The organism is Bradyrhizobium sp. LHD-71, from assembly GCF_031157255.1.
Lineage (GTDB): Bacteria > Pseudomonadota > Alphaproteobacteria > Rhizobiales > Xanthobacteraceae > P52-10.
In genome coordinates this window covers 16,467-38,476 of record NZ_JAVIFX010000047.1, presented here as the reverse complement: position 1 = coordinate 38,476, position 22,010 = coordinate 16,467, and the positions used below count along the sequence as shown (strand labels likewise).

At 61.2% G+C, this 22,010-nt stretch carries 17 protein-coding genes; 7 read left to right on the top strand and 10 right to left on the bottom strand.

Annotated elements, in window-relative coordinates:
- Window positions 1–65: 65 nt before the first annotated feature.
- On the top strand, window positions 66–362 hold the full coding sequence (locus tag RCO31_RS32920) for a hypothetical protein (RefSeq protein WP_308972609.1): 297 nt from the start codon (window positions 66–68) through the stop codon (window positions 360–362).
- 582 nt (window positions 363–944) lie between these two features.
- Here the strand turns inward: RCO31_RS32920 and RCO31_RS32915 are convergent.
- The 5 genes from RCO31_RS32915 to RCO31_RS32895 are packed head-to-tail and all read right to left on the bottom strand — an operon-like array spanning window position 945 to window position 6,216.
- A complete protein-coding gene (locus tag RCO31_RS32915) occupies window positions 945–1,712 on the bottom strand; it encodes an amino acid ABC transporter ATP-binding protein (RefSeq protein WP_308972608.1) in 768 nt (255 codons plus the stop codon).
- The gene (locus RCO31_RS32910; protein ID WP_308972607.1) at window positions 1,709–2,812 is read right to left on the bottom strand and encodes an amino acid ABC transporter permease; all 1,104 of its coding nucleotides are present in this window, start codon (window positions 2,810–2,812) and stop codon (window positions 1,709–1,711) included. Before RCO31_RS32910 ends, RCO31_RS32915 begins: the two co-directional genes overlap by 4 nt.
- Complete coding sequence (locus RCO31_RS32905) at window positions 2,809–3,948, bottom strand: ABC transporter permease subunit (RefSeq protein WP_308972606.1); 1,140 nt, start codon at window positions 3,946–3,948, stop codon at window positions 2,809–2,811. The genes RCO31_RS32910 and RCO31_RS32905 overlap by 4 nt, the downstream gene beginning before the upstream one ends.
- Window positions 3,949–3,969: 21 nt before the next feature.
- A complete protein-coding gene (locus RCO31_RS32900; protein ID WP_308972605.1) occupies window positions 3,970–5,001 on the bottom strand; it encodes an amino acid ABC transporter substrate-binding protein in 1,032 nt (343 codons plus the stop codon).
- 9 nt (window positions 5,002–5,010) lie between these two features.
- Window positions 5,011–6,216, bottom strand: coding sequence for a PLP-dependent transferase (locus RCO31_RS32895; protein WP_308972604.1), 1,206 nt, complete (start codon window positions 6,214–6,216; stop codon window positions 5,011–5,013).
- Between the two features lie 110 nt (window positions 6,217–6,326).
- Here RCO31_RS32895 and RCO31_RS32890 point away from each other — a divergent pair, with 110 nt between their 5' ends.
- Window positions 6,327–7,226 (top strand): LysR substrate-binding domain-containing protein, encoded by a 900-nt coding sequence (locus RCO31_RS32890; RefSeq protein ID WP_308972603.1) that lies wholly within the window; start codon window positions 6,327–6,329, stop codon window positions 7,224–7,226.
- A 66-nt stretch (window positions 7,227–7,292) separates the two neighbouring features.
- Here the strand turns inward: RCO31_RS32890 and RCO31_RS32885 are convergent, their stop codons facing one another.
- The 5 genes from RCO31_RS32885 to RCO31_RS32865 all read right to left on the bottom strand — a co-directional run bounded on the left by RCO31_RS32885 (window position 7,293) and on the right by RCO31_RS32865 (window position 15,586).
- The gene (locus RCO31_RS32885) at window positions 7,293–9,641 is read right to left on the bottom strand and encodes a Tex family protein (RefSeq protein WP_308972602.1); all 2,349 of its coding nucleotides are present in this window, start codon (window positions 9,639–9,641) and stop codon (window positions 7,293–7,295) included.
- A gap of 226 nt (window positions 9,642–9,867) precedes the next feature.
- Window positions 9,868–11,157 carry a siderophore utilization protein FsrB gene (fsrB, locus tag RCO31_RS32880; RefSeq protein ID WP_308972601.1) on the bottom strand — a complete coding sequence of 430 codons (1,290 nt, stop codon included), beginning with the start codon at window positions 11,155–11,157 and terminating at the stop codon, window positions 9,868–9,870.
- A 97-nt stretch (window positions 11,158–11,254) separates the two neighbouring features.
- Window positions 11,255–13,246, bottom strand: a complete 1,992-nt coding sequence (locus tag RCO31_RS32875; RefSeq protein WP_308972616.1) for a TonB-dependent siderophore receptor — start codon at window positions 13,244–13,246, stop codon at window positions 11,255–11,257.
- Window positions 13,247–13,829: 583 nt separating this feature from the next.
- Complete coding sequence (locus tag RCO31_RS32870) at window positions 13,830–14,417, bottom strand: ANTAR domain-containing protein (RefSeq protein ID WP_308972600.1); 588 nt, start codon at window positions 14,415–14,417, stop codon at window positions 13,830–13,832.
- Window positions 14,414–15,586, bottom strand: a complete 1,173-nt coding sequence (locus RCO31_RS32865; protein WP_308972599.1) for a transporter substrate-binding domain-containing protein — start codon at window positions 15,584–15,586, stop codon at window positions 14,414–14,416. Before RCO31_RS32865 ends, RCO31_RS32870 begins: the two co-directional genes overlap by 4 nt.
- A 417-nt stretch (window positions 15,587–16,003) precedes the next feature.
- Here RCO31_RS32865 and RCO31_RS32860 point away from each other — a divergent pair, with 417 nt between their 5' ends.
- The 5 genes from RCO31_RS32860 to RCO31_RS32840 all read left to right on the top strand — a co-directional run bounded on the left by RCO31_RS32860 (window position 16,004) and on the right by RCO31_RS32840 (window position 22,009).
- Window positions 16,004–17,404 (top strand): amidase, encoded by a 1,401-nt coding sequence (locus RCO31_RS32860; protein WP_308972598.1) that lies wholly within the window; start codon window positions 16,004–16,006, stop codon window positions 17,402–17,404.
- Between the two features lie 18 nt (window positions 17,405–17,422).
- Window positions 17,423–18,421, top strand: coding sequence for an acetamidase/formamidase family protein (locus tag RCO31_RS32855; protein WP_308972597.1), 999 nt, complete (start codon window positions 17,423–17,425; stop codon window positions 18,419–18,421).
- A gap of 30 nt (window positions 18,422–18,451) precedes the next feature.
- Complete coding sequence (locus RCO31_RS32850; protein WP_308972596.1) at window positions 18,452–19,690, top strand: urea ABC transporter substrate-binding protein; 1,239 nt, start codon at window positions 18,452–18,454, stop codon at window positions 19,688–19,690.
- 366 nt (window positions 19,691–20,056) lie between these two features.
- Window positions 20,057–20,923, top strand: coding sequence for a branched-chain amino acid ABC transporter permease (locus RCO31_RS32845; RefSeq protein ID WP_308972595.1), 867 nt, complete (start codon window positions 20,057–20,059; stop codon window positions 20,921–20,923).
- Between the two features lie 12 nt (window positions 20,924–20,935).
- On the top strand, window positions 20,936–22,009 hold the full coding sequence (locus RCO31_RS32840) for a branched-chain amino acid ABC transporter permease (protein WP_308972594.1): 1,074 nt from the start codon (window positions 20,936–20,938) through the stop codon (window positions 22,007–22,009).
- Window position 22,010 lies beyond the last annotated feature (1 nt).

The following is a 22,010-nucleotide window of genomic DNA, read 5'->3' as shown; positions in this document are numbered from 1 at the left end:
AATTCATCTTTGCCATCGCCACCGTTGGCGCTACAAATGCGACCTGAAGAACGGAGCCGGATGAAATGAGGCGACGACCGATTTCTTTCACGCTTGCATGCGTCACTCTCATCATCGGCGCCGTAGCCGGCTCGGCTGAGGCAGCCGAGCTCGCAGTCCCGCTCAAAGCACCTGCCGTGGTTTCACCAGCAGGCCCATGGTGCGGCCGCTGTGGAGAGCTGATCGTCACGCGTGTTCGCCACCGCCAGCTTGCGATGACCTACGGACCGTATTTCGATCCGCGAGAGCGTGACGAGCCTCGCTATTACTGGGGAGCGGTCCGTTCGTTTCCGCGCTATCAAACCGTTTATCCGGTTCGCTAGCGAATACCCATTTAAATCAATCATTTCTGTCGACCGCGCCGCGGTTGAAGGCTGCGGCCTGTCGTGTTCCGGAGCCCGACGCCAAATTGAACTCCAAAGGTTCCCCGACGTGCGACGCTCAGCCGAGAAAACCAACAAATTAAATAACATTAGGCCAAGCTTCTTGGTTTTGTCGCAAGCTTGGTTAAAATCTTCGAAAGGGGCGCAAAACGAGGTTCACCGATGGCAGGACTCGTTCTCTTGGTGCTGATGCTCGCGGCCAGTTTTGGCGCAGGCTATGCATTTCGTGCCGATATCTCTCGAAGGCGTCGCGCAAAGTATCTCGAGCGCATGGCCTATCGGCAGGCGACGGGCCAGACATCGGAGCCGCGTGAGCGAAGCCGCGCGGCAAGCCCGGCTCCAGCCTTGTTGTCAAATCTGACGCCGCCAGGACGACCTCAGAGTTCGGCGGCTAGCGCATCACCGATGCGTCCATCCATACGACAGGCTGGTACCCAGTATGCCCGCTCGACCGCCGGCTGACCTTTAGGGAATGCGCCGCTGACGGGCCGGACAGTGCTCGTCGATAACGGCTGTGCGTCGCTAATGAAGAATTTGCCGAAGGAAAGCCTTCGTTCGTTCATTACGCGGATGCGAGAAGAATTCGTCGGGCACAGCGCTCTCGACGATCTTGCCATGGTCCATGAAGACCACGCGATCCGCGACGCGTCGTGCGAAGCCCATCTCGTGCGTCACCACGATCATGGTCATACCGTCATCTGCCAGGGCGACCATGGTGTCCAGGACCTCCTTGACCATTTCGGGATCGAGCGCCGAGGTCGGCTCGTCGAAGAGCATGATGCTCGGTTGCATGCATAGCGCCCGCGCGATGGCGACACGCTGCTGCTGTCCGCCAGAGAGTTGACCCGGAAACTTGTCGGCCTGTTCGGGTATGCGCACGCGCGTGAGGAAGTGCCTGGCCTTGGCTACGGCCTCCGCACGCGGCGTTCCTCGCGCGAGCACGAGCGGCGTGACGCAGTTTTCCAGCACACTGAGATGCGGAAAAAGATTGAACTGCTGAAAGACCATGCCGACTTCGCGCCGGACTGCATCGATGTTGCGCAAGTTTCCCGTAAGCTCGACGCCGTTCACCGTGATGCGTCCCCGCTGGTGCGCCTCCAAGCGATTGACGCAGCGGATGAGCGTCGATTTCCCGGAACCGGAAGGACCGCAGATGACAATTCTTTCGCCGCGCCGGATCGCGAGGTCGATGCCCTTCAAGGCCTGATACTCGCCAAACCATTTGTGGACGTCCTCGATCAGCACGGCCGTATTGTCAGGCGCATCCTGCAAGCGATGTGCAGTCGTCATTGATAGTCCTTCTCGCGCACGCGACGCTCGAGCCAGAGTGAGTACCGCGAAATACCGTAGCAGATGACGAAATAGATCGAGGCGACAAACAGGTAGATTTCCGGATAGGGCGCCGGCCAGGCTGGATCCGTCGCCGCGGAGCGGCCGGCGCCGAGCATGTCAAAGACGCCGACGATCATGACAAGGCTGGTATTCTTGACCATGATGATGGCGGTGTTTGTGAGCGGCGGAATAACCTTCTGGATGGCTTGCGGCAGAACGATGTAGCAAACCGTCTTCCAGTAGGGGATTCCGAGCGCCCGCGCCGCCTCCTGCTGTCCGACCGGCACGCCTTGCAGACCACCGCGCACGACCTCGGCAAGATATGCCGCAGCAAACACCGTGAGCGCTGCAACAGTCCGGCCGAGCTTGTCGATGGTCCAGTCCGCCGGCAGCAGCAGCGGCAACAGGATCGAGGCAACGAACAACAGTCCGACCAGCGGCAGACCGCGCACGATTTCGATCGTGAAGACGGACAAGAATCGCGTGACGGGCCAGGCCGAACGCCTGCCGAGCGCGAGCAGCACGGCGAACGGAAAACCGAGGCCAAGCGACACCACTGCCAGCAGCAGAGTGACCGGCAGTCCACCCCAGCGACTCGTGGGCACGAACGAAAGCCCAAGGAACCCGCCCCACATCAGGGCAAGCATAACCGCGACGAGAACGGTCCACCCAATAATGAGTCGGCGCCCCCAGAGTGCCGGCGCCAAGGTCATGAGCACGCCTAAGAGAACGAGCCCGATGACAACCAGCGGACGCCACTGCTGCTCCGGTGGATAGACCCCGAAAAGAATGAAACGCAGCTTGTCTGCGATGAAGGCCCAACATGCACCCGCCTGCTGGCAAGCGCTTGGATTGCCCGTCGTCCAGACCGCGTCGATGATCGCCCATTTGGCAATTGCGGGCGCTGCGAGCAGGATCAGCCCGCCGGTCACAATCGTCAGCAGCGCGCTGGTAAGATCACCAAACAGGATTCCGGCGGTGGATCGCCGCGGCACCGGCGGCGGACGCGTCGCCCGCCTGTCGACGAGCAGAGACGGCGTGAACTCAATCGGCGTCATGGCTGCACGAGCGCGATCTTGCGATTGTACCGGTTCATAACCAGTGAAACCGCAATACTGATGGTGAGAAAGACAGCAAGCATGATGACGATGCTTTCGATCGCCTGACCCGTCTGGTTGATCACCGTGCCGACGATCAATCCGAGCTCCGGATAGCCGACTGCAAGAGCAAGCGTCGTATTCTTCACGGTGGAAAGGTATTGCGTCGTCAGCGGCGGAATAATGATGCGAAGGGCTTGCGGGATGATGATCCTGCTCAGTGTTTTTCGCTCATTTAATCCGAGCGCCCTCGCCGCCTCCCACTGACCCTTGCCGATCGCGTCGATCCCACCGCGAATGATTTCACCGATGAAGGCCGACGTATAAATGACGAGGCCGAGCATGAGTGCCGTGAATTCGGAGGACAGTCTGAAGCCACCGACGAAATTGAGGCCACGCAGCTCTGGCGTCGAAACGGAGATGCGTATGTCATTGACGGCGGCCACAGCGCCTAATGCCGTGACAACGGCGATCATGACGAGCGCCCCGCGCAGAGGAACGTTCCACCGTCGGGCGATACCGACCATCATCGTCGTCACGACGATGATCGACAGCGCCAATGCCGCGAACGTCGTGGTGTCGCCGCTCAGATGCACTTGAGGCAGGAATATACCGCGCAGCGAGATGAAAACGCCGTCGATCGGATTAAAGGCATTGCGCGGCGCGGGCAGAGCCGTCGTCGCCAGCGCGTACCAGAAGAGGAGCTGGACAATGAGTGGCGTGTTCCGAACTGCCGTGACGTAGCCACCTGTGATGCCAGCCAGGAGTGGATTTCCCGAGCGCCGGGCCAGGGCGACGAGCAATCCGACGACGGTGGACGAGACGATGGCGAGAAGAGAGATGAACAGCGTGTTGGCGATCCCGACGACGAAGGCCCAGAGAAACGTGTCAGCCGGGCTGTACGGAATGACGCTCTCCGAGATTGGAAAACGCGCAGTCCGCCACAAGAACTCGTAACCAACGCGGATACCCCGCGCGGCAAGGTTCGCAGCCGTATTCCCGCAAACCCAATAGAGGAAGCAGGCGACACCTCCTAGCAACAAGCCCTGGATCAACCAGCTGCGCGCCCGCTCGCTGTACCAAAGGTGGGTGAGCATGAGGTCGCCTTCCTCGAGCCGCTATTGAAAGTCGAGCGGAAACATCAGGCCGCCATCCCGGAACAGCCGGTTCGGTCCTCGCTCTATTTTCAGCGGGCTGCCCTTGCCGAGGTTTCGGTCGAAAATCTCGGCGTAGTTTCCGAGTTGCTTGACGATGTTGTAGGCGAATTTTTCATCGAGCCGGAGTGCCGTACCGTTGCCTGGCTCGACGCCGAGGAAGCGCCTGATGCGCGGATCGGACGAGGTCAGCATCTGGTCGGCATTGGCTTGCGTAATGCCGTACATCTCGGCGGCCAGCAATGCCTGGATGGACCATTTGACGGTGTCGAACCACTGGTCGTCGCCGTGCCGAACGGCAGGAGCCAACGCATCCATGTACTGCGTCGCCGGGAAGATCACGTAGTCATCCGCGTTCTTGGCCTGAGTGGCTCGCACCGACGCGAGCGCAGCCGCATCCGTGATGAGGGCGTCACAGCGGCCGGAGAAGAATGCCTGGCGCGTCGCCGCGACGTTATCGAAGATCACAGGCTTCAGCCCAAGGTTATGCTTCGTCGAGACATCATTGACCACGACCTCAGTCGTCGAACCGGTCTGCACGCAGACCGAGGCTCCAGCCATCTCGTCGACCTTGGTGACACCGAGCGCCTTGGGCATCATGAAGCCCGTGTACTCATAGTAGTTGGCGAACGTCGGATTGATGCCATTGCCGTCCCGGCGCAGCGTCCAGGTGAGTGTCCGTGGCAGCACATCGATTTCGCCGGTCTGCAAGGCGGGAATGCGCTGCTGGCCACTGAGCGGCACGAACTCGATCTTGTCCCTGTCGTTGAAGATCGCGACCGCGATCGCACGGCAGGTCTCGACATCGAGACCGCGCCAATAGCCGTTGCTATCAGGCGCACCGAAACCGACGGTGCCCTGGCTCGCACCGCAGATCACATGGCCGCGCTTCTTGACGGTCTCGATCGTCGACTGTGCCTGCCCCGGCGTGCTGATCGTAGTACCGACCAGCAGCGCGCCGGCGAAAACAAGGATGGTCCAATCGTTTCCTCGCATTGTCCCCTCTCAGGTGGATCGAATGGCGGTCCGCTGTGCAGGCGCCTGCGCAGCGTCGGCTATCGTCGCGACGATCGGCGCAAGATCGGCCCAAAGGTCCTCAGGATCCTCCAGCCCTATGCTGATGCGCAGGATGGTGCCGGCATGCACGTTGGCGGTGACGGATCGATCGGAGACGACGTTCATAGGGGCCAGGAGACTGCGCGTTCCACCCCAGGAGGCACCAATCGCAAAGACTTTTGCCGCCGTGAGCAGCCCCGGAAGTGCGGCTTCCGCTCCCGACGGTACAACGACGCTGAACACGCCGCTGGAGCCGGCAAAATCGCGCTTCCAGACTGCATGGCCGGGACAGTGCGGCAACGCAGGATGCAGGACCAGTTCGGCAGGCGCGATCTTGGCCATCCGCTCGGCGAACGCGGTCGCCACGCGCGACATATGAGCGAGGCGTACACCCATGGTTTCGAGTCCGCGCACCGCGAGGCTCGCCTCATCAGGCGAGATGCCGATGCCCAGCATACGCAACGTATCCTTAAGCCGCCGGTGCAGGGCAAGCTCGCGTACGCTGATCGCCCCCATGAGCAGGTCGGAATGGCCTCCGACGTATTTCGTCAGCGCTTCGGCGACGAAGTCGACGCCATGCACAAGCGGCTTGAACAACAGCGGCGTGGCCCACGTATTGTCGCAGCCGACCAGCGCTCCATTCTTGTGGGCAGCCGCGACGATGGCGGGAATGTCCTGTACTTCCATCGTTGTCGATCCCGGTGACTCGGTCCAGATCAGCTTGACCGTCGAGTCCATCAGCGTCGCGATGCCGGCTCCGACCATGGGATCGTAGATGCGATAGTTGATGCCGCGCGGCTTGAGGAAGTTCTCACAGAAGCCTGTGACGGGCGGATAGACCGTATCCGGAATCAGCACGGTGTCACCGGGCATGAGTGCGGTCAGCATCACGACGGCGACTGCCGCCTGACCGGAGGGAACCAACGCCGTGCGAACACCCTGCTGCAGCTCCGTCAATGCCGCTTCCAGCGTGCGGGTCGTCGGCGTGCCGTGCAGGCCATAGGAATAGCCGTCCGGCCCACGATACTTGCGGTCGGCGTAGCTCTGCGCGTCGGGGAAGACGATGGTCGAGGCCCGATAGGTCGGTACGGAGAGACTCGCGAAGCCCTCCTGAGATACGGACGGACGGACAACGCAGAGTGTTTGGTCGCGCATAGAGTCTCCTGCAGTCAGCACTTGCAACTGCATTAACTCGCGAACACAGTAGAAGCACAATTGACAGGAAGACCGCAGACTATGCTCAAACCTTATAGGATGTACGGACCGTGAACTTGCGACAGGTCGAGGCGTTTCGCGCAGTCATGATCAGCGGCACCGTTTCGCGAGCAGCAGAACTGATGGGCATCACCCAGCCGGCGGTCAGCCGCAGCATCGGCGAACTCGAGGCCCATGTCGGATTTTCCCTGTTCGACCGAATCAAAGGTCGCCTCGTACCGACACCGGAAGGACAGCTCTTCTTTCGCGATGTGGACGCGAGCTTTGTCGGTCTCGACCGGCTGCGTGCCTCAGCCGCGCGCATTCGCGACTTCGGCTCAGGCAGTTTGAAGGTCGCAAGCCTTGCCGCGCTCGGTTCAACCCTGGTGCCGCGCGCCATCAAGCTGTTTCGCAAGGAGCATCCGTCCGCCACGATTACGTTGACGGTGATGTCGTCCTCTGCCGTCCGCAACCATGTCGCGGATGGGCAGTACGATCTCGGGCTGGCTGCGGACGAAGTGGACCTTTCAGGCGTCGACCATCAGCTCTTTGGCAGTTTCGCCGGCGTCTGCGCCATCCCGCCCGGCCACCCGCTAGCAAAGCGCGACGTCATCCGGCCCGCCGATCTTGATGGACGCGACTATATCGCCCTTTCACCGGAAGATCGGGCTCGTCTTCGGTTGCATCAGATCTGCGAGATGGTCGGCGCAAGACCACGGCTCGTAACGGAAACGCCAAACTCGGCAACCGTGTGCGCGCTGGCGCTCGAAGGCGTCGGCATTGGAATCGTCAATCCGCTCGCCACCGACGGCTTCCCACAGCGTGGACTGATCTTCCGCCCATTCAAGCCCGAGGTGCTTTTCAAGAGTCACCTCCTGTTTCGACCGGACATGCAGAGGGGCCGCATCGTCCGCTCGTTCGTCGCGGCACTCTTCAAGGCGCGCAATCGTCGTCCTGCGTTGATCCGTTGAGCGCAGCTGTCGAAAGGGCCGAGCCTCGCGCTAGGCTGCTCCAAAGCACAACTCGACCAGCCTCAACTAAACCCCGGTCTTGCCGTTCGCGCTCTTCTCTTGCGCGCGGCGTAACGCTTCGGCCAGCGCTCCCCCACTGCCCGAGGGCCGTTGCGGCGGGCGGGATGCCGACGATTTCATCGGCGCACGAGAATTGTCATGCGACTTGCCCTGCACCGGTCGCTCGCTCCGGTTGCCGCCGGCTTCGTCGTCGAGGCGCAGCGTCAGCGCAATGCGTTTGCGTTCGACCTCGACGTCCAACACCTTCACCTTGACGATATCGCCCGGCTTCACCACCTCACGCGGATCCTTGATAAAGGACTTCGACATCGCAGAAATGTGCACAAGGCCATCCTGATGCACGCCGATGTCGACGAAGGCGCCAAAGGCCGCAACATTGGTGACCGTGCCTTCAAGGATCATTCCCTGTCGGAGATCCTTCAGCGTTTCAACGCCCTCTTTAAACACTGCGGCCTTGAAGGCCGGGCGTGGATCACGACCGGGCTTCTCCAGTTCGCGTAGAATGTCGGTCACAGTCGGCAGACCAAACGTCTCGTCCACGAAATTCTGTGGCCTGACCTGCCGCAGAATCTCTGTATTGCCGATCAGCGCCTTGATGTCGCTTTTGGTCGCCGCAAGAATTTTTCGCACGATTGGATAGGCCTCCGGATGAACACCGGAGGCATCGAGGGGGTCCTCGCCGCCCGTGATGCGCAGGAAGCCGGCGCATTGCTCGAACGCCTTTGGCCCAAGCCTCGGCACCTGTTTCAGCGCCTTGCGCGATGTGAATGGCCCGTTGGCGTCGCGGTACTGGACGATCGCCTGCGCAAGCCCTGTGCCGATGCCTGAAACCCGCGCCAGCAGTGGTGTGGAGGCGATGTTGACATCGACACCGACCGCGTTCACGCAATCCTCCACCACGGCATCAAGCGAACGCGCCAGTTTGGTTTCTCCAAGATCATGCTGGTACTGGCCGACGCCAATGGCCTTCGGATCGATCTTGACCAATTCGGCCAGCGGGTCCTGCAACCGGCGCGCGATCGACACCGCACCGCGCAATGTGACGTCGAGTTCGGGCAACTCCTCCGAGGCGAAGGCGGAGGCCGAGTAGACCGAGGCACCGGCTTCCGACACCACGATCTTCGACATCTTCGGATCCGGCAGCAGCTTCACCAGATCCATGGCAAGCTTGTCGGTCTCGCGCGAAGCCGTTCCATTGCCGATCGCGATCAACTCGACGCGATGTTGCACGGCGAGCTTGCCCAAAATCGCCAGCGCTTCGTCCCAACGCCGCGCCGGCTCGTGCGGATAGATCGTCGTAGTCGCAACCACCTTGCCGGTCGTGTCGACGACGGCGACCTTGACGCCGGAGCGGTAGCCAGGATCGAGGCCCATGGTGACGCGGGCGCCCGCCGGCGCGGCAAGCAGGAGGTCGCGCAGGTTGGAGGCGAACACGCGCACCGCCTCCTGCTCGGCCGCCGTCCACAGCCGCATGCGCAAATCCAGGTTGAGATGCAGCTGGATCTTGGTACGCCACGCCCAGCGTACGGTCTCGGTCAACCATTTATCGCCGGCGCGCCCGCGATCGGAGATCGCGAAGCGCTGCATGATCTTCAGTTCATACGAACTGGCCGCGGTCGGGTTGGCGTTAAGCGGCTCGGGTAGCATCTTGAGATCGAGGATCTCTTCTTTCTCGCCGCGGAACATGGCCAGGATGCGGTGCGAGGGCAGTTTGACGAACGGCTCGCTGAAGTCGAAATAATCCTTGAACTTTTCGCCCTCGCCCTTCTTGCCGGTGCGCACAGTGGAGGTCATCAGCCCGTTCGACCACATCTGTTCGCGCAGCGCACCGATCAAATCGGCGTCCTCGGCGAAACGTTCGACCAAAATGGCGCGAGCGCCCTCGAGCGCGTCAGCGGCGCTGGCCACTTGCTTCTCCGCGTCGACGAAGCCTGCAGCCACGGCTTGCGGATCGTTCTCGGGCTGCGTCAGCAGCAAATCGGCAAGCGGCTCCAGTCCAGCCTCCTTGGCAATCTCAGCCTTGGTGCGGCGCTTCGGCTTGAACGGGAGATAGATGTCTTCCAAACGTCCTTTGCTGTCGGCCGCGAGGATTGTCGCCTCGAGCGCCGCGTCCAGCTTGCCCTGCTCGCGGATCGAGTTGAGTACAGAGGTACGACGCTCTTCCAGCTCACGAAGGTAGGTGACACGCCCCTCCAGCGTGCGCAGTTGGGCATCGTCGAGTCCGCCGGTTGCTTCCTTGCGGTATCGCGCGACGAACGGAACAGTGGCGCCGCCGTCGAGCAGTCCTACCGCCGCGTCGACCTGCTGTTCACGAATGCCCAGTTCTTCCGCGATCTGTCGGTTGATGTTTGCCACGTGCGATCTCTACTGAAGCGGCGGGCGAAACGCCCGCCGCGGGAAGGAGCTTATGGACCATCGCCGATTGATTCATCAACCCGCAGCGCGAAACAAATAATCTGCGGATAAGATCCCGCTCCTCCGCAGATCTCGAACGAATCGGCCGAGAAGTTCGATGAACGCGCCGGACGGGCGCAGCGGCCGCCTGCTTCCTGACAAGCCGAGCGCGACAAGATCGACTGAGCTACTCTGCGGGGGCGAGGTATCCGCTCGAGCGTGTTGCTGCGGTCTCACGCACCCGGAGACGAGCGCGGCGCTTGCGCCACCAGATCACGACGCCTGTCACCGACAACGCAGCAACCACCAACCCCATGATCGAGATCAGAATACGGCCGGGCAACCCGAGGATGCGACCGGAATGCACGGGGAACTGCGCCTGCACGAAGACGTCCGCCGCAGTGCCGACCCAGGGCAGTCTCTCGCCGATCGGGCGCCCGTCCTCGCTGTCAAAATAAAGCTGCGCCGGACCGACCCCGCCGGCGCCATGATCGTCGCCGGGATGGAAGAAGGCTGCGGCATAGACGCCGTGGGCCGGGCCGTAATTGATCGAGCCGACAGGTGTGGTCCACCCGCGGCTCCTGCCGTCGGCCGCCGCACGCGCGGCAATATCCGCATATGTAACCTTGGGTTCGATTGGATTGTCCAGATGGCGGTACGGGCGCTGTTCATAGGGCGTCGGGGTGTAGTCCGACACCGTCTTCATCAGCGGCGAGAACACTTCAAAATACAGGTTGAGCGAGAACGCCGTGAAGGCGATGACGAACAGCAACGCCCAGGTCCACAGGCTGAAGGCGCGATGGATGTCGAAATTGATTCGGTAAGCGCTGCCTGACGTCTTGATTTTCCAGGCCGGTGCCCAACGTGCCCAGAAACCGCGCCCGAGCTCACGCGCAACGGCTGGCGCCCTCTCCGCTCGAGCGCGACGCCGCGACGGCAGCGTCAGATAGAATCCGACGAAGCAGTCGATGGTCCAGATGATGGCGATGATGCCAAGCACCCGCATGCCCCAGCGATCGCTGCCCCAGAACTCCGGAATGTGCATCGTGTAGTGAAGCTTGTAGAGAAACGAGACGAAGTTCTCCCGCGTCACCGGCCATACGGCGCCCCAGTACCGACGCCCCAGCTCCTCGCCTGTGTTTGGATCGAGGAAGATCTGATTGTAGTCGATCTCAAAGCGCTTGCCGGTGGCAGGATCGATCCGCGGCAGCACGAAAAACCACAGCGAATGGCCTTCCTCCGGCGTCATGAACATGTGAATGACGCGCGCCCGCGGATCACGCTGCTCGATCAACTTCACAAGCTCGACTGAGGGCATCGCCGGGCCGCTGCTGCTCACGTCGAACAGATCCTTGTTCAACACGTCGTCAATCTCGTGATCCCACGAGATGATCGCGCCGGTAACGCCGGAAAAGAACAGAAAGGCGGCGGTGAGAAGGCCCACCCAGCGATGCAGCCGCCCGAAGATCGATCTCATGGTATACGCCCGTGCTGTTGGGGTTCCCTCAACCGTCACACCATCGGCGCCCGGTGGACCGACGGTGATATAGCCATCGCACCGTGTCGCTGTCCATTCACCACCGATAGGTCAGCTTCGCGACCGCCTTGCGACCTTCGGCATAGAAACAGCTCGTGGTCCCATAGCAGGCCGCGACATAGCGGGTGTCAGCGATGTTGGTAATGTTCAGAGCCAGGCGAAAGTTGTCCCTGGTGTAGGCAACCAGCGCATCGACCACCGTCGACGCCGGCACTTTGAACGTGTTGGCATCGTCGCCGAAGGTTGAGCCGACATAACGAATACCGCCACCGACCTGCACGCCGGCAAGCGGTCCATCCTGCAGCGTGTAGTCGGCCCACAGCGAGAACCGGTTGTACGGCACCGTGGTGGGCACCTTGCCGACGTTCACGGGATCCTGCGTCACGCGGGCATCGATGTAGGCGTAGGCGCCGCGAACGTTGAAGCCTTCCGTAAGCGTGGCAGTGCCTTCCAGCTCGACGCCCCGCGATCTCACCTCTCCTGTCTGCTCGGAAAAAATCGAACCTGGCACGAAGGTAACGACATTTGACCGCGTCAGATCGAACGCCGCCAGGGTGAACAACGCGTTGACGCCGACGGGCTGATACTTCACGCCGACTTCATACTGGACGCCGGTTTCCGGCTTCAGCAGCTCGTGCGCAGCGTTGATGCTGAGCACCGGCAAAAATGATTCAGAGTAGCTGAAGTACGGGGCGACACCGTTGTCGAAATTGTACATCACCGCCGCGCGAGTGGTGAACGCGGAGGCATCCGTACTCGTGACACGTCCGGCGATGTGATCGTCAAGGTCGGTGGTCGCGAAGTCCTGACGGCCGCCCAGCAGAAAGGAGAGTCGGCCGAGCTTGATCTGATCCTGCAGGTAGATCCCGAGCTGCGACTGCCTGACGTCCTTGTCGTCATACGAACCCTCATCGGTCCAGGCGTTCGTGTAGACCGGCGCAAACACGTTGATCTTGCCGGTGCTGTAGAATGAAGCCATATCCCGGAACGACGTGTTGCGGTAGTCGATGCCGAACAGCGCGGTGTGGCTCAGGATGCCGGTGACGAACTTGCCCTGCAGCTGATTGTCGACAGCGAAGGAGTTGATCGTCGATCCACCGGCGCTACCGCCGCGCGACATCACGCCTGCGGCCTGGTCGGCCGCCGAGTCATAGCCGGTGCCGTAGAAGCTCTTCTGCTCGTTCGACATCCACGAGTAGCGCAGGTTCTGCCGGAAGGTGATGGCCTCACTGATGTCGTGCGAAAGCAGATAGCCGGCATTCGCCAGCTCGGTGTTGAACTGGTTGAAATTCGGCTCACCGCCGAAGAACGTGTTCGGAATGTAGCGGCCAAGATTGGAATATGCCGTGCCCGCAGCCGGCAGGAACTGCAGGCCCCAGCCCGCGGTATCCTTTTGATAGTTGGCCAGCAGCGTGATGGTGGTCGCGTCATTGGGCTTGAACGTCACCGCAGGCGCGATGAAAATGCGGTTGTCCTTGGTGAAATCGACCTGGGTTTCGCCGTCGCGGACAACACCGGTCAGGCGCCACAGGACCGTGCCCTCCTTGTTGGCGGGACCGCCGATATCAAATTCGCCCTGGTAGCGATTGAAGCTGCCGCCTGCCACCGAAAGCTCGCCGAACTGATGGGCCGTTGGCAGCTTGCTGACATAATTGAGGATGCCGCCGGTGCCGCTGCCGCCATACATCACCGAGGATGGCCCCTTCAGCACTTCGAGACGCTCGGCGCCATAGGGCTCAAGCCCGAGAAAGTGAACGTAGGTGCTGCTGGGCACGCGCAGGCCATCGAGATAGAGGCCCGGCATGGTCATGTCGAAGCCGCGGATCTGCAGGCCACCGAAGCGGGTGTCGGAGCCACCGTTCACGTCGCCGCTGACGCCTGCGGTGTAGCGCAGCGCAGCGCCGACCGATTCAGCGCCCTGGTTTCTGACCTGGTCCGTGGTGACCACGGAAATCGACTGCGGGGTTTCAATGATCGGCGTGTCGGTCTTGGTTGCGGTGCCGGTGCGCGTCGCGACGAACCCCCGCACGGGACCATTGGCGCGCTCGCCGGCGCCAGGGCCCGATGCGGCCACAGCCGGTTCCGCCTGTGGCGCTTCAGTTGCACGATTGACGCGTGCGCCGCGCGTGGTTGCTGCGCGGCGTGATGGCCGGGCCGCAGCCGGACGCTCGCGCTGCTGCGGCGCATCCACAGTGACTGCAGGGAGCGACGTTTGCGCCAGCGCAACACCAGTTGGCAGGAGGAAGCTAAATCCACTGACGGACCCGAGGCAGATCGTTCGCAAGAGGAGTAGTCGATTGGCGGAGAGCGAAGGGAACTTTGTTCGTGTCAATCTGCGATACCCGAGGTCTGCCAGCTTGGCTGCATGATTCTTAAGGGTTCGCTCTAACGCAGGCATCCGCGCAGTTCGATGGGCGCTCGCTAGAATTGCTCCAGATTAGGTGTTCCAGCGCGGGCGAGTGACCCGCGCTTGTGGACGGCACCACGTGGGATCACACAGCCTTAATCATGCGATGTGCTTACGATTGAGATCGATCGATTCGACGATCTGCGCGGCGCCCGGGTGTTAACGGCCATCGCGCTCGGCCCCACGACTTCGCGAACGAAGCGCGCTATCCAGTCGCGCGAGGCAAGCTTCCATTTGCAGCGATCTCAGCTGACATCTGCTCGATGGTCTTGCGCTGTTCCATGGCAGCGCGCCGGATCAGGGCAAAAGCGGCCGGCTCCGCAACGGAATGCGAGTGCATCACGTGAAGCACGGCAGCGAGCACGACCCGACGCGATCGAAGACGTTCCTCCAGCTTGACGATCTGTTGCTTCAGCTCGTTCGTGCGCTCGGCCCCCTCGAACGCGATGACCAGCGCCGCGTAGATACCTGCGGACCGTAGCGGCTTGACGAGAAACGACGCCGGATTGAGCTCGAGCACCAGCTTCAGCCGGCTTGGCGTCTCTGTGCCCAGCAGCGCGATGACGGGGCATCGTGCAGGCAGCGTGCGCTGCGTCGCCGACGCGAGCGGTAAGAACTCATCGTCGATCAGCATCACGTCTGGACGGCACGGGAGGGAGCAACCCGGCTGCCATATGCAGATCTCGATGCCTAAGCGCTCGAACTGCCGCCTGACGATCGATAAGTCGCGCTCGTCCTTGATGGCGACAAGTGCTCTGCGCCCGCGGAGGGAAAATGAAGACGGCTTGCTCATTTCACAATCCGCAGGTGGGGCGGATTCGACGAGGATCTCTTCCTTGACGTTTCGCGTGCCGGTCCGGCGACATCGAGCTGCGTCAGGTAGGGATCCGGCTTCACGGGCGCGTCGGCTTCCCAGAAAAGGTCAAACTGCCCCTTCGCATTGGAGATGGCCAGACGCGGCGTCAGAACACAATGGTTATTGTCGCCATCGATCCAGACCGGTCCTTGCGGCGAATTGTAGCGGTAGCCGGCCGCTGCGCGCCGCACCTCGCCAACATTGGAAGTGCCAGCCCGACGCAGCGCGCGTGCCAGAAGATAGACTGCGACGTAGACGGACTGCCCGTCGACGGAAGGGCTGCTCGCCTCTCCGTACCTCGCCTTCCAGCGCCGAACGAACGCCCGGTTCTCTGGCAGGCGAATACTCTCGAAGTAGGCCGACGAGGTAATGCATCCAGCAGACGCCGGTCCGACGATCTTGAGCTCCGGTTCGCACAGGCTGCAGCTCAACATCGGAATGTCGAGGTTCGCGGCGGTGGTCGCAGCACGAAAGGCACGGATGAAATCGTAGCTGGAACTTCCGACGAGCGTGTTGAAGACGACCGGTGGCCTGCGTCGGACGATTTCGTCGACGATGTGTTCGACCGCGCTCTCGCCCAGCTCGAGCAGCCGTTCGGCGACAATGCTGCCTTGGGTCGCCGTCACCAGCTCACGGGTGACGCGATTGGTCTCCCATGTCCAAACGTAGTTGGATCCAACGCAGAAAACGTGCTGCGACACGTTGTCGAGCATGTAGCGCACGAGCGGCAAGACGTTGTGGTTGGGTGACGCGCCCACATAGATGACGTTGTCGGAGCATTCGAATCCTTCGTAGCGGGCGGGATACCAGAGCAGGCGATCGGTCCGCTCGACGATCGGCAGCACTTGCTTGCGCGATGCCGATGTGTAGCAGCCGATGATATGCTCGACCCCTGTGTTGCGAATAAGATCGTCGCAAGCCGTGTGGTATTCTGAAATGACACCCCGCGGATCACGAACATGCGCAACGAGCGCGAAGTCAAAGTCACGATGGCTGTTGATTTCGTCGACCGCCATCAAGGCGCTCTTGAGCATCTCGCGTCCCATGGCCTGGTAGGGCCCGGACTGCGAACATATGATGCCAACGGAAACCGACGGCTTCGCCATGGATGACTTTCGATGAAGCTGCGCCCTTGAGAAGATCATCATCGCCGACGCCTGGCTAGGAAGTCTTGCTCATTTGCTACGCATGAGGCCTGCGAAATTTGTGCATGCTCTCTCGTTGACAATGAGCAGGGCGCGAACCTAGACTTTTCTACGATAGGGCTGCCTGTCGAACCTTGCTTGCTTCGGTCGGGCCGATGACGTCCCGATCCCTGCACTGAGCGCTTCGTTCGATTTTAGCCCATGCGATAGATCATAGTTGCGGCATCAGAGCCATTCGTCGCCTCGCTCTAGGGGGACGGGTGGCTTTTTTCTTTTTTGCCGCAGGACGTGGGCGGTGCATGTCGCTAAGCCAGCGACGCAGACGCGGCGATGAAGCGCGCCTGTACTTCACAAGAGACGACGCGGGGGACGAGAGCAATGCCGACGACAGATCTTTGTTATCTCGGATTGGTTGAGGTTGGGCAGCGGATTCACGCCAAAAAGCTTTCGCCGATCGAAGTGACGAAGGCGATGCTCGAGCGGATCGAGCGGCTCGATGGCGCACTTAAGAGCTACGCTTACGTCATGGCGGAGCCCGCGCTCGCGGAAGCGGCCCTTGCCGAAAAGGAAATCGCAGCCGGCAAGGTCAGGGGACCGCTGCATGGCGTTCCGGTTGCGATCAAGGACCTGTGTTGGGTCAAGGGTGCCCCGGCCGCGCACGGAATGACCATCCATCGCGATTTCCGTCCGAGTGAGGATGCCACAGTCGTCGCGCGCCTGAGAGATGCAGGCGCGATCATCCTCGGCAAGCTTCAGCAGACCGAAGGCGCCTACGCCGATCATCACCCGAAAATCGACCCACCGAAAAATCCGTGGAACGCCGACCTGTGGTCGGGAGCGTCATCGAGCGGCTCCGGTTCGGCGACGGCGGCCGGCCTCTGTTTCGGATCTCTCGGAACCGATACCGGCGGATCGATCAGATTTCCTTCGGCAGCCAACGGCATCACTGGGCTGAAGCCGACCTGGGGACGCGTCAGCCGCTACGGCGCATTCGAACTCGCGGCAACGCTCGATCATATTGGACCGATGGCGCGTAGCGCAGTCGATTGCGGTGCGGTGCTTGGCGCCATAGCCGGCCAGGACCCCAACGATACGACCGCCGTACCGCTGCCCGTGCCCGACTATCTTGCCGGTCTGTCCGGCAATCTGCGGGGAATTACGATCGGCGTCGATCGTCGCTGGGTCAGCGAAGGCACGGATGAGGCTGCGACCAAGGTCTTCAACGAGGGCCTGCGCGCCGCGACCGAGCTCGGCGCAAAGATCAGTGAGATCACTTTTCCAAACTCCAGCGCCGTCGTCGACGACTGGTTTCCACTTTGCGGCATCGAAGCAGCGGTTGCACACGAAGCGACCTATCCGTCGCGCAAGGCCGAGTATGGTCCCGGACTTGCAGGGCTTCTCGACCTTGGTCTCGCACAATCCGGCACTGGCTATCAGAAGATCGTGTTGCGACGCGAGGCCTTCCGCGGAGCGGTACGGCTCCTCTTCGAGACGGTTGATCTGATCGCCGTGCCGGCCCAGGCTTTCGCCGCTCCCACCCTCGCCAAGATGGCGACGCTGGGCGAGGACGCTTCGCTGATTGGCGGGCTGTTGCGCTTCACCTGCCCGTTCGACATGACCGGGAGCCCAACCATTACGCTGCCCGGCGGCTTTGCCGCGAACGGCGGCCCTGTCGCCTTCCAGTTTGTCGGCCGCCATTTCGATGAGGCGAACCTTGTTCGCGCGGGCGACGCATTCCAGCGCGTGACTGACTGGCACACGCGTCACCCGGCTCTTTGATCCAAAGGACCTGCCCGCATGCAAGCAGCAGATTGGTTGAAGAGCTCGATCATGGCAAAACGCGCCATCGCCGGCGGCAAGACCGGCCCGCGCCATAGTCTGACGATCGAGCAGCAGGGCCGCTTTCATTATGTCTACGGGCCCTACGCAAAACCTACCCTGTCGATTGATCCTGGCGGGGTGGTCGTCGTCGAAACGGAAGACGCTTTCGGTGGCGTGCTCACAAGCGAAAGCGACAGCCCGACGGCGAAGCTGAATTTTCCGTACCTGAACCCGCAGTGCGGGCCGATTGCGGTCAAGGGCGCCAAGAAGGGAGATTGCCTCGCCGTCTATATCCACGACGTCGAAACGCGCGGCGAGCAGCCGGCTGGGACGACCTGCATCATCCCTGAGTTCGGCGGGCTCGTTTCGACCGGCTCTACCGCGATGCTAAATCCACCGCTGCCCGAGCGCGTTCGAAAGCTTCACGTGGACCGAAACGGCGTACGCTGGAACGACAAGATTACGCTGCCATACGAGCCCTTCATCGGCACGATCGGCGTGTCGCCCGAGATCGAGGCCATCTCTTCGCTGCAGCCTGATTATCACGGCGGCAATATGGATCTGCCCGACGTCGCACCTGGCGCCATTCTCTACCTGCCGGTGCATACCGAGGGTGCGCTTCTCTACGTCGGTGATTGCCACGCGACACAAGGTGACGGCGAACTTTCCGGCGTCGCGCTCGAGCAGCGCGCCACTGTCACGCTCCAGATCGATCTGATCAAGAACTGGAGCTTTGCATGGCCGCGCCTGGAGACCAGAGACTTCATCATGACGATCGGCAGCGCACGCCCGCTCGAGGATGCTGCGCGGATCGCCTATCGCGAGCTCACGCGATGGATGAGTGCCGACTACGGCTTCGATGAGATCGACGCGTACATGCTGCTCAGCCAGGCCGGTCGAATGCGGCTCGGCAACATGGTCGACCCCAAATACACGATGGGTGCATCCATCCTGAAAAGCTACCTCAAGACCTAAGTTCAACCACTTTCGACGAGGGGCACTTAAATGACACCAGGACATCTGCTGAGAATTGCGCTTCTTGGCGCCGCGCTGGCGCCGGTGACGCTTGGCGTCGCTTACGGAGCTGAGCCACCATTGAAGGTCGGCCTGCTCGAGGATGTCTCAGGCGACCTCGCCTTCATGGGCATGCCGAAACTCCGCGGCTCGCAACTTGCCGTCGAGGAAATCAACAAGAGCGGCGGCATTCTTGGACGACAGATCGAACTTATTCATCTCGACCCGCAGGGCGACAACGCCCGCTATCAGGAGTTCGCGCGACGCCTGCTCAACCGCGACAAGGTCGATGTCCTGATCGGCGGAATAACATCTGCTTCGCGTGAAGCTATCCGACCGATCATCGATCGTACGACCACACCGTATTTCTATACGAACCAATATGAAGGCGGCGTGTGCGATGCAAGCATGATCAGTATGGGGGCGGTGCCCGAACAGCAGTTCTCGACCCTGATTCCCTGGATGGTCGAGAAGTTTGGCAAGAAGGTCTACGTCATCGCCGCCGACTACAACTTCGGCCAGATCTCGGCGGAATGGAACCGGAAGATCATGAAGGATCTCGGCGGCGAGGTCGTCGGCGAAGAGTTCATCCCGCTTGGCGTCTCGCAGTTCGCGCAAACGATCCAGAATATCCAGAAGGCCAAGCCGGACTGGATTCTAACGATCAACGTCGGGGCCGCCCAGGACTCGTTCTTCGAGCAGGCGGCCGCTGCAAAACTCAACCTGCCGATGGGATCGTCGATCAAGGTCATGCTCGGCTTTGAGCACAAGCGTTTCAAGCCACCGGCACTCAACAACATGCATGCGACCGCGAACTGGTTCGAGGAGATCGACACGCCCGAAGCCGACGACTTCAAGAAGCGCTGGCGAGCGAAGTTTGCCGACGAGCTCTACATCAACGATATGGGCTACAACGCCTATAATGCCCTCTACATGTACAAAACGCTTGTCGAGAAAGGGAAATCGATCAAGCTCGAAGACATGCGCAAGGTGATCGCAACAGGTGAGGCCTGTATCGACGCGCCGGAGGGCAAGGTCTGCATCGACCCGAAAAGCCAGCATACGTCTCATCGCATGCGTTTGATCTCCGTCGGCCCCCAACATGAGGTCAAGGTCGAAAAGGACTACGGAACGATCCAACCGTACTGGCTCGGCGAGATCGGTTGCGATCTCACCAAGAAGAACGACAAGGACCAGTATACGCCAAGCCACCTCCCCAAGAAGTCGTGACAGATTCGGCACGAATGCTGCTTCCGTGGTCGTGCATGATGGACCCTGGGTTGCCCGGGTGCCTCAAGATGCGGCGCCCGTGGAGGGAAAGCCATTGAGCAAACACTCCGTCATTGCGAGGAGCGAAGCGACGAAGCAATCCAGTGCAGCATTTGCCGCAACCTCAGACTGGATTGCTTCGCCATAGGCGAGCAAAGACGCCGTTCTTCGAACGGCTATAGGCGAGCAAAGCGACGCCGTTCTTCGAACGGCTATAGGCGAGCAAAGCGACGCCGTTCTTCGAACGGCTATAGGCGAGCGAAGCGACGCCGTTCTTCGAACGGCTATGGCTCGCAATGACGATAGCTGCGCACCGAAGGAGCTTAAATGTCGGCCGAACTATTTTCCGTATTCTATCAGTTCGCCGACGTCTTTGCGTTTTTGATCCTGTCGGCGGCAGGCCTTGCCATCGTGTTCGGCATGATGGGCGTCATCAACATGGCGCACGGCGAATTTATCATGTGCGGCGCCTACGTGACGGTCGGACTCGTCAAGCTCGGCGTGCCGCTTGCGATTGCTCAGTTGCTTGCGGCGTTGACTGCAGGCCTCGTCGGCGTAGCCGTCGAGTATCTCGTGGTCCGGCGCTTCTACAAGCGACCGCTGGATTCCCTGCTCGCAACATGGGGCCTCAGCCTGATCGTCACGCAATCGATGCTGCTGATCGTCGGATCGTCGATCACCGGCATCGGCACGCCCGAGGGCAGCTTTGCGATTGGCTACTACACCTTCTCGACGTATCGCCTGGTGCTCTTCGCCTGCGCGGTTGCGGTTCTGATCGGCCTCTATGTGATCTTCATGAAAACGCGCTTCGGCGTGATGGCGCGTGCGACGATGCAGAATGCGGCGATGGCCAGAGCGCTCGGCGCGCGTACCGGGCGCATCTATGCGATCAGCTTCGGGATCGGCACCGGGCTTGCGGGTCTCTGTGGCGCGCTTTACGCGCCGACAATGACTTTGATTCCGACGATGGGAGCGACGTTCGTGGTGGAGAGCTTCGTCACCGTCGTCGTTGGCGGAGCGAATGTACTGCTCGGCACGGCACCGGCCGCCGTCTTCCTGGCAATGATCCGCATGGTCTTGAATGCGAGCTACGGGCAGATCATCGGCCAGATCGGCATGCTGTTTGCAGTGATCTTGATCATTCGCGTGCTGCCCGAAGGCCTTTCTAGCGTGCTGGTTCGCCGTGGACGTTGATCGGGAGAGCTGATGTTCAAGCTGCTTGATGGTTCGCAAACCTTGGGACGGGGCCGGACGTTCTGGTCCTGCTTTCTCGCTGTGCTGGCAGCCGCGTTGATCTATCCGGTCTTTGCGGATTCCTATGACGTCGGCAACTTCTCCTATTTCCTGATCTGGATCTTCATGGCGCTCGGTCTCTGCCTGATGTGGGGGTATGGCGGCATGCTGTCGTTCGGCCAGACGTTCTTCTTCGGCATCGCCGGTTATGCCTACGGCGTGCTTGCCATCAACATGGGAGGAGGTTCGGCGACGATCGCCGCGCTCGTCTTGTCGATCGTCATCGCGATGATGGCGGCAGGCATCCTCGGCTACTTCATGATCTGGGGCGGTATCAGTGGCATCTTCTTCGGCATCGTGACCCTGTCGGCAACGCTGGTGCTGGCGTTTTTCCTTGGGCAGACGGCCGGGCCGGAATGGCGCATCGGCACCGCAAGGCTGAACGGCTTCAACGGCATGAAAGGCATGGATCCGCTCACCGTGGGCGATTTCTATATCGAGGGCTCCGCGCTTTACTACGTCATGGTGGCATTGATCGTCGCCGTCTACATCGGTCTGCGCATTCTCCTGAACTCGCGTATCGGGAATGTGATCGTTGCTACGCGTGAGAATCCGCAACGGGCAGAGATGCTCGGTTACGACATCCGCAAGTATCAGTTGCTCACCTTCACCATTGGAAGCGGGCTCGCCGGCCTCAGTGGCGCGCTTTACACGTCCTGGGGCCAGTTCATCACCCCATCCAGCATCGGCTTGCCGGCAGCCGCCATGCCGATCGTGTGGGTGGCTTTCTCGGGACGAAGCGATCTGACGGCGACGCTCGTCGGTTCGTTCCTTCTGCTGTTCGGCTTCCAGACCATTACCGTCTATAGTCAGCAGGCAGCCCTCGTGTTGATGGGCGCCCTCCTCCTCGCCACCGTCATGCTGGCACCGCAGGGATTTGTGCTTGGAGTTGGCAAGCTCGTCGCTGACCGATGGACGGGTCGCCGGCGGCGCGGCGCGAACCCTGCTTTGGGCCAAGCCAATGGCCTGCAATCGAACGAGACGTGAC